The sequence below is a fragment of the Rhodoluna lacicola genome (assembly GCF_000699505.1).
Classification (GTDB): Bacteria; Actinomycetota; Actinomycetes; order Actinomycetales; family Microbacteriaceae; genus Rhodoluna; species Rhodoluna lacicola.
Genome location: NZ_CP007490.1, coordinates 158,844 through 171,787 on the forward strand (window position 1 = coordinate 158,844; position 12,944 = coordinate 171,787).

Sequence of the window (12,944 nt, forward strand, 5' to 3'; positions counted from 1 at the left end):
GGCAAGAGGTGCTTGCACAACTTCTAAAAGATTACCGAAAGAACACCGATGCCCGAATCGCGACCAAGACTTACCCCGGCAATTGCCGATGTGCGTCGAACCGTGCGCGAATGTTTAGAGCAAGCCGGAATTCAAGCCGATGACCTGGTGCTGGTGGCCTGCTCGGGCGGTGCCGATTCGTTGGCACTGGCCGCGGCCGCGGCATTTGAAGGCCCAAGATTTTCGGGAAGAGCCGGCGAAAGCAATGGCGTGCGAGTTGGCGCGGTGGTCATCGATCACGGCATGCAACCGGGTTCCGCCGAAATTGCCGCAGAGACCGCACACAAGTTATCGGTGTTGGGTTTGTACCCGGTTGAAATTCGCACGGTGACTGTGGGCACCGATGGCGGACCCGAGGCAGCTGCCCGAACCGCAAGATACGCGGCCATCGATAAAGTCGCCGAAGAGACTGGCGCGAACGCGGTGTTGCTTGGCCACACCTTGAACGATCAGGCCGAAACAGTGCTGCTGGGTTTGGCTCGTGGCTCAGGTGGCCGAAGCCTGAATGGCATGGCGGCGGTTTCTGGCAACTACCTGCGCCCGCTGCTTGGAATCACTCGGCAAACCACAGAAGCCTTTTGCACCGATAGTGGCCTGGAGCCATGGCACGATCCGATGAATAAGGATCAGGCCTACACCCGGGTGCGGGTGCGCGAAAATCTGATGCCAGCACTAGAGGCCGAGCTTGGCCCGGGCATTGCCGAAGCGTTGGCCCGAACCGCCGAAACCCTGCGCGAAGACGAAGAGGTGCTAGCCGAGCTGGCTCTAGACGCTTATAAGAGGGTTGCCCAAGAGCGGGCCACGAGAATCGATATCGGTGTTGCAGAATTTAGGGCGCTGCCACTGGCCATTCGTCACCGCGTGATCGCGCTCGCCGCATTGGTTTTGCAAGCGCCGATGCTGGCCCGGGTGCATATTTTGGCTGTGGATGCCCTTGTGGATGACTGGCACGGACAGAAACCGCTGACTCTGCCAGGCATTAGAGTTGAACGCACGGGTGAAACCATTGCCCTACACACCACAAAAACTCTCAAAACAGGAGCCTGCTAAGTGGACCTTTCGAAGGTAAGCGACCAAATTACAAAGGTGCTCGTCACCGAGGAACAAATCAACGAAAAGGTTGCTGAACTAGCGGCAGAGCTAGATAAGAAGTACGCCGATAAAGATGTTCTGCTGGTTGGTGTGTTAAAGGGTGCGGTCATGTTTATGGCTGACCTATCGCGCGCGATGCAGATTCCGGTGCAAATGGACTGGATGGCCGTATCTTCCTATGGTTCAGGAACCGTTTCTTCAGGTGTAGTGCGCATTCTTAAGGATTTAGACGCCGATGTGCTTGGACGTCACGTTGTAATCGTTGAAGACATCATTGATTCAGGCCTGACCCTCAGCTGGTTGGTTGGCAATCTTGAGGCCCGCGGTGCCGCCAGCGTTGAGGTTGTGGCATTGCTTCGTAAACCTGCTGCGGCAAAGGTGGAAGTAAATGTGGGTCTTGTTGGTTTTGATATTCCGAATGAGTTTGTAGTTGGCTATGGACTCGACTATGCCGAGAGATACCGCACGCTAAAGGGCGTTGCAGTTCTTTCGCCAGCTGTTTATTCATAAGAAAGGTATGAGGCACCGCCTCGATTATGAACTTCAAAAAAATTCTTGCTGGTCCATTTGTTTGGATCTTCGTTGCCGTCATGGTGTTGCTAATTGGCTCAAACATGGTCAATGGCAACAGCATCAAGACCGTGGATACCGCCTACGGACTCAAGCTGATTCAGCTTGGCCAGGCTAAAGAGGTCACCGTGCTAGGCACCGATCAGCGCGTTGACGTGGTGCTTGATTCACCGGACCCAAAGTATGGCGACCACATTCAGTTCTATTACGTGGCACCGCGCGGCGTTCAGGTTGCTGAGATCATTGCCCAGTCTGAAATCACCGATGGCTACAACGATGACGTGCAGACCACCCCGTGGTACCTGGCGCTGCTTGGCACACTTTTGCCGTTCGTCATCATCGGTGCAATTTTCTGGTTCCTGATGTCAGGTTTGCAGGGTGGCAACAGCAGGGTTATGAACTTTGGAAAGTCAAAGGCAAAACTGGTCACCAAGGAAACTTCAAACGTGACCTTTGCCGATGTTGCCGGTAGCGACGAAGCGCTCGAAGAGCTAACTGAAATCAAAGAATTTTTGAAGGAACCAGAGAAGTTCCAAAAGGTGGGAGCCAAGATTCCACGCGGTGTGCTGTTGTATGGTCCGCCGGGAACCGGTAAGACACTTTTGGCCAAGGCGGTTGCCGGTGAGGCCGGGGTACCGTTCTTTGCAATCTCAGGTTCTGACTTTGTTGAAATGTTTGTTGGTGTTGGTGCATCTCGCGTGCGCGATTTGTTTGAGCAGGCCAAGCAATCAGCGCCGGCAATTATTTTCGTCGACGAAATTGATGCGGTTGGTCGTCACCGCGGTGCCGGAATTGGTGGCGGAAACGACGAACGCGAGCAGACCCTGAACCAGTTGCTGGTTGAGATGGATGGTTTTGATTCCAAGACCAACGTGATCTTGATCGCTGCAACAAACCGACCTGACATTCTTGACCCGGCATTGCTGCGCCCAGGTCGTTTTGATCGCCAGATTGGTGTTGGCGCACCGGACCTTCTTGGTCGCGAGCAAATCTTGAAGGTGCACGCAAAGAACAAGCCAATCTCTGACGAGGTAGACATGGCCAGCGTTGCACGACGCACACCTGGCTTCACCGGTGCCGACTTGGCAAATGTTTTGAACGAGGCAGCGTTGTTGACCGCGCGTCAAAACGAAAAAGAAATTTCTGCCGCAACCCTTGACGAGGCGATTGACCGCGTTATCGGTGGACCGCAGAAGAAGTCGCGACTCATGCAAGACCGCGAGCGTCTGAACACCGCGTACCACGAGGCAGGTCACGCACTGGTTGCCGCATCTTTGAACAACAGTGACCCGGTTTCAAAGGTGACAATTTTGCCGCGCGGTCGTGCGCTTGGTTACACCATGGTTTTGCCACTTGAGGATCGCTACAGCGTTTCACGCAACCAGTTGCTTGACCAGATTGCTTACGCAATGGGTGGCCGCGTTGCCGAAGAAATTGTTTTTCACGACCCAACCACCGGTGCGTCAAACGACTTTGAGAAGGCCACCAACATCGCTCGCGACATGGTGATCAAGTACGGCTTCTCGGCCAAGCTTGGCGCCACTTCGTTCGGCAACAGCGGCGAGGTTTTCATTGGTCGAGACATGGCTCAGGCTCGCGAATACTCTGAGGCAACAGCCCAGCAGATTGACGCCGAGGTTCGCCTGATTCTTGATGCTGCTCACGACGAGGCCTACAAGGCACTGATGACCAACCGCAAGGTGCTTGATGCCATGGCCAAGGAGCTAATGGAGCGCGAGACTCTGCAGGCCGAGGACATCGCCAAGATTTTCAAGCCAGTCAAGAAGCTACCTAAGCGCCCACAGTGGTTGAGCAAGAAGTCGCGCCCAGTTTCAAAGCAGGGTCCGATCGCAATTCCAGACAAGGGTTCCAATGCGGCGCGCGCTCGCGTAGCCAAGGCTGAGGCTGCCGCCAAGGCAAAGTCAGTGGCCAAAAAGCCAGCGGCTAAAAAAGCTTCGGTAAAGAAGGTCGCTGCCAAGACGCCGGTCGCAAAGAAACCCGTTAACAAGAAGTGATTGATGCCGAACGCGTAAAAAAGGCGGTTGTTGAATTAATTTCGGCAATCGGTGAAGACCCAACCCGTTCGGAACTGTTAGCCACTCCAGAAAAAGTTGCTGTTGCCTACGGTGAATTCTTCAAAGGCGTTGGCGTAGATGAAAAAGAAGTTCTTGCAGAAACATTTGCTGCGGAGCACAACGAGGTTGTAATTCTCAAAGACATCGATTTTGTATCGATGTGTGAGCACCACCTATTGCCGTTTACCGGTGTCGCCCACGTGGCCTACCTGCCGTCGGATCGCGTGATTGGTTTGGGTAGATTACCCAAGCTGGTTGAGCTAGTTGCGGCTCGCCCGCAATTGCAAGAAAACCTAACCGCGCAAATCGCCGATGCACTTGAGCAGGGTCTGGGTACCAAGGGTGTGGTGGTAGTAATTGAAGCTCGCCACCACTGCGTAATTTCTCGTGGCGCAAGACAACCAGAGGCTAACACCATCACAATGGCTGCCCGCGGTTGCTACTCAGAGCCCGCATCGCGTGCCGAGGTAATGGCACTTATTTCTAAGTAAATATGCAGACCAATAATCCGGCACCAAAAATTATGGGGGTGCTAAATGTCACCCCAGATTCATTTAGCGATGGCGGCCAATTTGATTCGCTTGCTGCCGCGCTTGATCACGCACGCGTGCTGATTATCGGTGGAGCAAATATCATTGATGTTGGTGGTGAATCAACCAGACCTGGTGCGCAGCGAATCAGCACCGATGAAGAACTCGCCAGAGTGATTCCGGTGATTGAGGCCTTGAGTGCCGAGTTGCTAAACACCGGTCGCAACGACGTGCAAATTTCTATTGACACCATGAACGCATCAACTGCTTTGGCCGCGCTGGCCGCCGGTGCAAAAATCATCAACGATGTTTCTGGCGGTTTGGCCGACGAAAAAATGTTCTCGGTGGCCGCTGCTACCGGTGCAACGCTTGTGATTTCGCACTGGCGTGGTTTCAGCACTGAGATGGATCAACTAAATCAGTATCAAGATGTTGCCCGCGAAGTTGCCATTGAACTAAAAAACCGAATCGATGTGGCTCTGGCTACCGGGGTCAGCAAGGGAAAAATTGTGATTGACCCGGGTCTTGGTTTTGCCAAAGACATGGATCAGAACTGGAAGCTGGTGGCCAGGCTAGATGAGCTGGAAAAGCTTGGCTATCCAATTCTGGTTGGAGCCTCACGCAAGCGATTCATCGCCGGTGCGCTGGATGCCGACCTAGAGGTATCAGATTCCGGAGCAGGAACCATCTCAAATAATCGTCGCGATCTGGCAACCGCCGTGCTGACCGCACTGCTGATGCAGCGCAAAATGTGGGGAGTGCGGGTGCACAATGTGGTGGCCACCTCAGACGCAATTGCCATCGTTCAGGCACTGCGCGACTCCAATTAGGCTTTAGCCATGGCCAAAACCCTAAAGATAAAGCTCACCGGGCTTAGGGTTTTCGCGCACCACGGGGTTTTTGATTTTGAACGCCAAAACGGCCAAGACTTTTACATCGATGCAACCGTTTGGGTGGCTGCCAAGGGCCTGGATTTCAGCGATGACCTCAGCCGCACGGTGCACTATGGCGATCTGGCCAAGGCGCTGGTCGACAACGTCAAGACCCAGCCGGTTGACCTGTTGGAAACCCTGGCTCAGCGACTTTTGGATTTAGTGCTCAACTGGGGCGGCCCGGCCGGTCCGGTTGCCAAGGCAAAAATTACCGTGCACAAACCCAACGCTCCCATCGTTTACGAATTCAACGACGTCTCAGTCACAGTGAAGGGCAAGCGCGAGGATTCATTTAAATCTGGAGACGAAAACTAATGGCCGAACCGGTTCGTGCAATTTTGGCGATTGGTGGCAACCTCGGCAAGCGCCGCAAGACAATCCGCTCGGCACTCAAGGCACTAGCGGTCACACCCGGAATCAAAAAGGTGATTTGCTCACCGCTGGTTGAATCGTCGGCAGTCACGGCTGATGGCGTTGATGAATCTAAGCCAAATTATTTAAACGGTGTGGTGCAAATTCAAACCACGCTAAAGCCTAAAGAATTGCTCGAAGAAATTCGCCGCATAGAAACAGAGCACGGTCGCGTGCGATTGGAGCGTTGGGGTTCACGCACCCTAGACATTGACATCATTACCTACGGTGACGTGCTCAAGGCTGGAAAGGAATTGACCATTCCTCATCCGCGGGCATTTGAACGGGCATTTGTGTTGGTGCCCTGGGCCATGTTGGAACCCGATGCCGTTCTGCCGGGCCACGGTTATGTGAAAGAACTGGCTGCACCGATGCAGAGCGAAGTCTGGCTAGCAAAATGAGCTATCAAAAGTTAGCGCTAGAAAAATGAAGCCAACAAAAATTATGACTCTGATTGGTTGGGCGGTCTCAGCTACCACCGCCGGTTACCTGCTACCAAAACTTTTAGTGAATTCCGGCGGAGCCATCCCCATCTCGCCGTGGAACATCATCATCACGCTGCCACTAATTGGAATCGTATTGATCGTGGTTGCGATACCAATGTTTAAATATCGCAAGGCTCTGATTTCGCGAGCTAAGGATGCGGCCAAACCAAGACCCATGCCAATGAATCCGTTTTTTGCCGTGCGCTTGGTTTTGCTTGCCAAGGCGATTTCAATTTCTGGAGCAATCTTTAGCGGTTGGCACTTGGGTGTGGTCTGGTTGCAACTCACATCTCCGGTGGTTCCGTCATCCACCTTGCAAAACGTGTTGGGCCTGATTGGCGCGCTGCTCATGACGATTTGCGCAATCATCGTGGAAAGAATTTGCCGCATTCCCGATGACGGCACCGCCACTGCAAATTTGGAGTTACAGGTTGACTAGCGGCCGACTCAGCGTAGGCGTAGTTGGAGCGGGCCCGGTGGGTGCGGTGCTTGGCCAAGCTCTTGCTGCTGCAGGGCATCAAATCGTTGGCATCGCCACCACCGATGCGGCAAACATTGAGCGCGCTGAAGCACTGCTGCCGCAGGTGGCAGTTATTCCCGTACCGCAGATTATTCAGCAGTCTGATTTAGTTTTGCTGGCCATTCCCGCGGAAGAAATTGAAAAGACGGTCGCAGGCATTGCCGAGGCCGGTTTGTTTAGAGCTGGCCAATTGTTGGCGCATACCGCGGGTGAGTTTGGTTTTGGAATTTTAGAGCCCGCCGTCAGCAAGGGTGTGATTCCACTCGCGATTCACCCAGCCATGACTTTCACCGGCACCTCTGTTGATTTATCGCGAATTCGTGAGAGCTTTTTTGCAGTAGCCGCACCCAATGTTGCGTTGCCGATCGCCCAAGCGCTGGTGATTGAGATGGGTGCTGAGCCCATTGTGATTTCCGAACAAGACAGAAAAACCTACTTTGAGGCAATCAGCGTTGCGAACAATTTCTCAAAGCTCATCGTTAATCAATCAATTGGCTTACTAGAGTCAGTGGGAGTAGAAAACGCGCGATCGGTTTTGGCACCGGTGATTCGAAGCGCGGTAGAAGAAGCCTTAGCCGAAGGTCACGTTCCAATCGACCCAGAGGAATTGCTGAACTAATGCAAAGAGTGTCCGGCATCAACGAACTCACCGCCGCGGTTGAAGCCGCTAAAAAAGATGGCCTAGAAGTTGCATTTGTGCCAACCATGGGAGCACTGCACGAGGGGCACCTCTCTCTAATTAAAGAAGCACGCAGGCACGCAGCTTTTGTGGTGGTTTCAATTTTTGTGAACCCATTGCAGTTTGGCGCCGGTGAAGATTTTGAAAAGTATCCGCGGGCAATTGAAGAAGACGCCGAGAAGCTTGATGGCATCGGGGTATCGGTGTTGTTCACCCCAACCGTGAATGACCTGTACCGCGGAAATTTGAATGTCAGCGAAAGCGCCGGGCACATCGGCGAACTTTACGAGGGGTCCGCCCGGCCAGATCACTTTGACGGAATGCTCACCGTGGTGGCAAGACTCTTTGAGGCGGTGAAGCCAAATTACGCGGTGTTTGGCGCCAAGGATGCGCAACAGGTTTACCTGGTCAAGCAGTTGGCCGCACAAAAATTTACCGGCATCGAAATAATCGTTGCGCCAACAATTCGCGAATCAAACGGTCTTGCGCTTTCAAGCAGAAATCGATATTTGAGCCCAGCCGATCACAAGGTGGCCGAACACATTTCGGCCGCGCTGCGAAGTGCACAGCAGGCTGCGAGCACACCGGGTGGCTCGCCACAGTCGGTGCTCCAGGCAGCTACTACAGAGATGACTAAGGCACCTGAGGCTAAACTTGATTACATCGCCCTTGTCGACGCCGACACCTTTGAGGCCGTCAACGACGGATTCACCGGCCGGGCAATTTTGCTCATCGCAGCCGTGGTGGGCGAGACCCGATTGATCGACAACACCGAAATCACGTTTTAGGAGCACCCGCATGAGCCAGGACACAAACGCCACTGGCAGTGTCAACCCAGACATTGAGCAAGATTCAGAACAGGATCTGCCAGAGCAAATCGCGGTTCGCCTTGCCAAGCGAGAGCGCCTCAACGAGATGGGCGATGCTTACCCGGTTAGCCTGCCAATCACCCACACCATCGACGGAGTTCGTGCCGCCTACCCAGATCTAGACACCGATGTTGCCACCGGTGACAAGGTGGCACTGGCTGGTCGAATTGTTTTTCAGCGCAACACCGGAAAGCTTTGCTTTGCAACCCTGCAGGCCGGTTCTGGCCAGCGCATCCAGGCCATGCTGTCTCTCGACAAGGTGGGCGAAGCCCGCCTGGAACAGTGGAAAGAACTGGTTGACCTTGGCGACCACGTTTTCGTTGCCGGCGAAGTAATTACTTCAAAGCGCGGCGAGCTTTCGATTCTTGCCGACGAGTGGCTAATGGCTGCTAAGACCATTCGACCACTCCCTAACCTGCACAACGAACTAGGCGAGGAATACCGCGTTCGCCACCGCTACATTGACCTAATCGTGCGCGATCGTGCTCGCGAGGTAGTGCAGATTCGCTCAAAGGTTATGCAGTCACTGCGCCGCACCTTTGAACAAGAGGCATTCCTTGAGGTTGAGACCCCAATGCTGCAGACCCTGCACGGCGGTGCATCGGCTCGCCCATTCAAGACCCACTCAAACGCCTTTGATACAGAGCTATTCCTGCGTATTGCACCCGAGCTGTTCTTGAAACGAGCGGTGGTTGGTGGCATTGACCGAGTGTTTGAAATCAACCGCAACTTCCGCAACGAGGGTGCCGACCGCACCCACTCACCGGAGTTCGCCATGCTTGAGGCCTACCAGGCGTACGGCGACTACAACTCAATTGCCGATCTAACTCAGAAGCTAATTCAGAACGCGGCGATGGATGTTTTTGGAACTCATCAGGTGGTTCTGGAAGACGGCGAAATCAACGACCTAGGCGGCGAGTGGCCACGCATCTCAATGTATGAGTCATTGAGCGAAGCTTGCGGTCAGACCATCACACCAGAAACACCGATATCCGAGCTCAAGAAACTGGCAGCATCGGTGGAAATTGAGATTGAACACCCGCTAGCTGGTAAGTACGTTGAAGAACTATGGGAGCACTTTGTGAAGGGCAATCTAGTAAAGCCAACCTTCGTAATTGACTTCCCGGTTGATACCTCACCGCTAACCCGCGATCACCGCTCCAAGAGTGGCGTGGTGGAAAAGTGGGACCTCTACATTCGCGGCTATGAACAAGCCACTGGCTACTCGGAGCTGGTTGACCCGGTTATTCAGCGCGAGCGTTTTGTTGAGCAGGTGACTTTGGCCGCGGCCGGAGACCCAGAGGCAATGAAGCTTGATGAGGACTTTTTGAAGGCACTGGAGTTCGGCATGCCACCATCGGGTGGAATGGGAATGGGTATCGACCGCCTGCTAATGAGCCTTACCGGCCTTGGCATTCGCGAGACCATCATGTTCCCGCTGGTCAAATAGCAAGTAATTCTCAGCATCGAAAGTTAAGGTCAAGTCATGGATCTACAAATTCTTTGGGACGCCCTGCTCTCAATAATCCCACCAGCCCTGGTTGGAGTGCTGTTTTACGTGATTATGCGCGGGATTTTTCGTGCCGATGCCACCGAACGCAAGGTTTACTCGGAGATTGAGGCCGAGATGAGAGCCGCCCGGGATGCCGAAGTTGTGGCCAAGGCACCAAAATCAGGCCCAAAATCGGCCCAAAAAGTGACCAAAACGACTAAAAAATAGTCTTTGGTGCGACACGCCGATACGCATTGCGATAACTACATCTAGTGGCATAAACTCAAGGAACAACTAAATAAGCCATTTTTCGGGGGAAATCAGTGAAATTCTGTGCCATTCCGCCACCTCTTGCCTCAAATAGACGCGGAGATCCTGATTACTGGCCTAAAAGTACGTTTTGAGGAGATTTTTATGAGCATCACCGTTTACACGTTGCCATCATGCGTTCAGTGCGACAGCACCAAGAAGCTGTTGGATCGCAACGAACTTGAGTACGCAGTTATCGACATGAGCCAGGACGAAGCAGCATTGGAGCTAGTTAAGTCACTTGGTTATGCGGCTGCACCGGTTGTTATCGCAGGAGACAGCCACTGGTCGGGTTTCCGTCCAGACAAGATCTCTGAAATCGCAGCAGCCTAAGCGGCCCGCTCGATTCAAGCTGATCAGATTCAAAATAGCTAAGACTCAAACCGACTAGATATCTTGTGTTCGACATCGTTTACTTCTCAAACGTGTCAGAGAACACAAAAAGATTTGTCGACAAGTTAGGGATTCGGAACTTTCGAATCCCTCTCTACGCGACAGACGAACACCTTCAAGTTTCGGCTCCATATGTTTTGATCTCTCCGACCTACGGTTTGGGAGACGACGAGACAAGTGTTCCGAAGCAGGTAATTCGTTTTTTGAACGACCCCGTCAACAGAAGTTTTTTGAAGGCAGTTATCGGTGCCGGAAACACAAACTTTGGTGACAAGTACTGCAGAGCTGCTGAAGTGATCGCAAGAAAAACTTCAGTTCCGCTGATTTACAAAATTGAATTATTGGGTACGCCGAATGACGTAGCCACCGTAAAAGAAAAGATGGAACTCCTTTGGAAACTACAGTGATGCCAAAGCCTCGCGGCAACTACAGCTACCACGAGCTAAACGCGATGCTTAACCTTTACGATGCCAACGGAAAGATCCAGTTCGATAAAGATAAGGAAGCTGCCCGCGAGTACTTCCTAGAGCACGTAAACATGAGCACCGTGTTCTTCCACTCGCTACGTGAGCGCCTTGACTACCTGGTCGAGCACGAATACTACGAGCCAGGGTTCCTACAGACTTATTCATTTGAGTTCATCGAAGAGCTCACCAAGCTTGCTTACTCATACAAGTTCCGCTTCCAGTCATTCTTAGGCGCATACAAGTTCTACACCTCATACGCGCTTAAGACTTTTGATGGCGCACGCTACCTAGAGCGTTTCGAAGACCGCGTGGTAATGGTTGCGCTAACCCTTGCTGAAGGTAATGAAGAAACCGCACGCATGTTGGTAGATGAAATGATCACCGGTCGTTTCCAGCCGGCAACACCAACTTTCCTTAACTGCGGCAAGGCGCAGCGCGGCGAGTTCGTATCTTGCTTCTTGCTACGCACCGAAGACAACATGGAGTCAATCGCTCGCGCGATTAACTCATCACTGCAGCTTTCAAAGCGCGGTGGCGGTGTTGCGCTATCACTAACCAACATTCGCGAATCTGGCGCTCCGATCAAGAAGATAGAGGGACAGTCATCGGGTGTTATTCCAGTTATGAAGATGCTCGAGGATGCATTCTCTTACGCCAACCAGCTAGGTGCGCGTCAGGGTGCGGGTGCGGTTTACCTAAACGTTCACCACCCAGACATCATGAAGTTCCTGGACACCAAGCGTGAGAATGCCGATGAGAAGATTCGCATCAAGACCCTGAGCCTTGGTGTTGTTGTTCCAGACGTGACCCTTGAGTTGGCTAAGAATAACGACGATATGTACCTGTTCTCTCCTTACGATGTTGAGAAGGTCTACGGCGTTCCGTTCAGCGACATCTCAGTTACTGAGAAGTACCAAGAGATGGTTGACGATGCACGCATCAAGAAGACCAAGATCAAGGCGCGTCAGCTTTTCGAGACAATTGCCGAACTACAGTTTGAGTCTGGATACCCATACATCGTTTACGAAGACACCGTAAACCGTGAGAACCCAATTGAGGGTCGCATCAACATGTCGAACCTTTGCTCTGAGATTCTTCAGGTGAACACCCCAACTACCTACAACGCAGACCTGAGCTACGACAAGGTGGGCAAGGATATCTCTTGCAACCTTGGCTCACTCAACATTGCGATGGCCATGGACTCACCTGACTTTGGTCGCACCATTGAGGCTGCCATTCGTGCGCTAACCGCGGTTTCTGACTTGAGCGACATTGATTCAGTAACTTCAATCAAGTACGGTAACGAGCAGTCACACGCAATTGGCCTTGGCCAGATGAACCTGCACGGTTACCTGGCACGCGAGCGCGTTCACTACGGCTCAGAAGAGGGCATCGACTTCACCAACATCTACTTCTACACCGTTTTGTTCCACGCACTGAAGGCATCTAACAAGATAGCAATCGAGCGCGGCAAGACCTTTGGTGGATTTGAGAAGTCAAAGTACGCCACCGGTGAGTTCTTTGAGAAGTATGTTTCAAAGGAATGGAAGCCAGCGACTCCAAAGGTTGCCGAGCTATTCGCCAAGGCTGGAATTGCAATTCCAGACCAGACCGACTGGACTCAGTTGAAGAACAGCGTGATGACTCACGGTATCTACAACCAAAACCTTCAGGCGGTGCCACCGACCGGATCGATTTCTTACATCAACAACTCAACCAGCTCGATTCACCCGGTTGCGTCAAAGATTGAAATTCGTAAGGAAGGAAAGTTGGGTCGCGTTTACTACCCAGCCCCGTTCTTGACCAACGACAACCTTGAGTACTACGAGGATGCCTACGAGATTGGCCCAGAAAAGATAATCGCGACCTACGCCGCTGCCACCCAGCACGTAGATCAGGGTCTATCGCTGACACTGTTCTTCAAAGACACCGCAACCACTCGCGATGTTAACAAGGCGCAGATTCAGGCTTGGCGCGCAGGAATCAAGACCATTTACTACGTACGTATTCGTCAGATGGCGCTGGAAGGCACCGAAGTTGGCGAGTGCGTAAGTTGCATGCTGTAGAAATTTTTCAGCATA

Annotated in this window: 15 protein-coding genes; all 15 read left to right on the forward strand. The window is 52.7% G+C overall.

Translation table 11 applies throughout. From position 1 onward, the window contains the following. Window positions 1–48 precede the first annotated feature (48 nt). The 15 genes from tilS to nrdE all read left to right on the forward strand — a co-directional run bounded on the left by tilS (window position 49) and on the right by nrdE (window position 12,929). A complete protein-coding gene (gene tilS, locus RHOLA_RS00790; RefSeq protein WP_051636145.1) occupies window positions 49–1,089 on the forward strand; it encodes a tRNA lysidine(34) synthetase TilS in 1,041 nt (346 codons plus the stop codon). Beyond that, the gene (gene hpt, locus RHOLA_RS00795; RefSeq protein WP_038501700.1) at window positions 1,090–1,641 is read left to right on the forward strand and encodes a hypoxanthine phosphoribosyltransferase; all 552 of its coding nucleotides are present in this window, start codon (window positions 1,090–1,092) and stop codon (window positions 1,639–1,641) included. 26 nt (window positions 1,642–1,667) lie between these two features. Beyond that, window positions 1,668–3,716 carry an ATP-dependent zinc metalloprotease FtsH gene (ftsH, locus tag RHOLA_RS00800; RefSeq protein WP_051636146.1) on the forward strand — a complete coding sequence of 683 codons (2,049 nt, stop codon included), beginning with the start codon at window positions 1,668–1,670 and terminating at the stop codon, window positions 3,714–3,716. Then, window positions 3,713–4,267: a GTP cyclohydrolase I FolE gene (gene folE, locus RHOLA_RS00805; protein ID WP_038501702.1), complete on the forward strand. Its 555-nt coding sequence runs from the start codon at window positions 3,713–3,715 to the stop codon at window positions 4,265–4,267. Before ftsH ends, folE begins: the two co-directional genes overlap by 4 nt. Window positions 4,268–4,269: 2 nt before the next feature. Then, window positions 4,270–5,136 carry a dihydropteroate synthase gene (gene folP / locus RHOLA_RS00810; protein WP_227818783.1) on the forward strand — a complete coding sequence of 289 codons (867 nt, stop codon included), beginning with the start codon at window positions 4,270–4,272 and terminating at the stop codon, window positions 5,134–5,136. Window positions 5,137–5,145: 9 nt separating this feature from the next. Then, window positions 5,146–5,553: a dihydroneopterin aldolase gene (gene folB / locus RHOLA_RS00815; RefSeq protein ID WP_038501704.1), complete on the forward strand. Its 408-nt coding sequence runs from the start codon at window positions 5,146–5,148 to the stop codon at window positions 5,551–5,553. After that, window positions 5,553–6,050 (forward strand): 2-amino-4-hydroxy-6-hydroxymethyldihydropteridine diphosphokinase, encoded by a 498-nt coding sequence (gene folK / locus RHOLA_RS00820; RefSeq protein ID WP_038501706.1) that lies wholly within the window; start codon window positions 5,553–5,555, stop codon window positions 6,048–6,050. The genes folB and folK overlap by 1 nt, the downstream gene beginning before the upstream one ends. Window positions 6,051–6,075: 25 nt before the next feature. Continuing rightward, the gene (locus RHOLA_RS07020) at window positions 6,076–6,573 is read left to right on the forward strand and encodes a DUF3180 domain-containing protein (RefSeq protein WP_051636147.1); all 498 of its coding nucleotides are present in this window, start codon (window positions 6,076–6,078) and stop codon (window positions 6,571–6,573) included. After that, complete coding sequence (locus tag RHOLA_RS00830; RefSeq protein WP_227818784.1) at window positions 6,566–7,273, forward strand: Rossmann-like and DUF2520 domain-containing protein; 708 nt, start codon at window positions 6,566–6,568, stop codon at window positions 7,271–7,273. Before RHOLA_RS07020 ends, RHOLA_RS00830 begins: the two co-directional genes overlap by 8 nt. Further along, window positions 7,273–8,121, forward strand: coding sequence for a pantoate--beta-alanine ligase (panC, locus tag RHOLA_RS00835; protein ID WP_038501708.1), 849 nt, complete (start codon window positions 7,273–7,275; stop codon window positions 8,119–8,121). The genes RHOLA_RS00830 and panC overlap by 1 nt, the downstream gene beginning before the upstream one ends. 10 nt (window positions 8,122–8,131) lie before the next feature. Continuing rightward, entirely contained in the window at window positions 8,132–9,652 is a 1,521-nt protein-coding gene (gene lysS / locus RHOLA_RS00840) for a lysine--tRNA ligase (RefSeq protein WP_038501709.1), read from the forward strand. 36 nt (window positions 9,653–9,688) lie between these two features. Continuing rightward, the gene (locus RHOLA_RS00845) at window positions 9,689–9,922 is read left to right on the forward strand and encodes a hypothetical protein (RefSeq protein WP_038501711.1); all 234 of its coding nucleotides are present in this window, start codon (window positions 9,689–9,691) and stop codon (window positions 9,920–9,922) included. A gap of 186 nt (window positions 9,923–10,108) precedes the next feature. Beyond that, window positions 10,109–10,336, forward strand: a complete 228-nt coding sequence (nrdH, locus tag RHOLA_RS00850; protein ID WP_038501713.1) for a glutaredoxin-like protein NrdH — start codon at window positions 10,109–10,111, stop codon at window positions 10,334–10,336. A 65-nt stretch (window positions 10,337–10,401) separates the two neighbouring features. Then, window positions 10,402–10,803 (forward strand): class Ib ribonucleoside-diphosphate reductase assembly flavoprotein NrdI, encoded by a 402-nt coding sequence (gene nrdI, locus RHOLA_RS00855; protein WP_038501715.1) that lies wholly within the window; start codon window positions 10,402–10,404, stop codon window positions 10,801–10,803. After that, on the forward strand, window positions 10,803–12,929 hold the full coding sequence (nrdE, locus tag RHOLA_RS00860) for a class 1b ribonucleoside-diphosphate reductase subunit alpha (protein WP_038501717.1): 2,127 nt from the start codon (window positions 10,803–10,805) through the stop codon (window positions 12,927–12,929). The genes nrdI and nrdE overlap by 1 nt, the downstream gene beginning before the upstream one ends. Window positions 12,930–12,944: the final 15 nt, after the last annotated feature.

Bases quoted from the DNA above. Each gene is read 5' to 3' on its own strand.
- tilS (WP_051636145.1), top strand. From the start codon at position 49: ATGCCCGAATCGCGACCAAGACTTACCCCGGCAATTGCCGATGTGCGT.
- ftsH (WP_051636146.1), top strand. From the start codon at position 1,668: ATGAACTTCAAAAAAATTCTTGCTGGTCCATTTGTTTGGATCTTCGTT.
- folP (WP_227818783.1), top strand. From the start codon at position 4,270: ATGCAGACCAATAATCCGGCACCAAAAATTATGGGGGTGCTAAATGTC.
- folB (WP_038501704.1), top strand. From the start codon at position 5,146: ATGGCCAAAACCCTAAAGATAAAGCTCACCGGGCTTAGGGTTTTCGCG.
- folK (WP_038501706.1), top strand. From the start codon at position 5,553: ATGGCCGAACCGGTTCGTGCAATTTTGGCGATTGGTGGCAACCTCGGC.
- RHOLA_RS07020 (WP_051636147.1), top strand. From the start codon at position 6,076: ATGAAGCCAACAAAAATTATGACTCTGATTGGTTGGGCGGTCTCAGCT.
- panC (WP_038501708.1), top strand. From the start codon at position 7,273: ATGCAAAGAGTGTCCGGCATCAACGAACTCACCGCCGCGGTTGAAGCC.
- lysS (WP_038501709.1), top strand. From the start codon at position 8,132: ATGAGCCAGGACACAAACGCCACTGGCAGTGTCAACCCAGACATTGAG.
- RHOLA_RS00845 (WP_038501711.1), top strand. From the start codon at position 9,689: ATGGATCTACAAATTCTTTGGGACGCCCTGCTCTCAATAATCCCACCA.
- nrdH (WP_038501713.1), top strand. From the start codon at position 10,109: ATGAGCATCACCGTTTACACGTTGCCATCATGCGTTCAGTGCGACAGC.
- nrdE (WP_038501717.1), top strand. From the start codon at position 10,803: ATGCCAAAGCCTCGCGGCAACTACAGCTACCACGAGCTAAACGCGATG.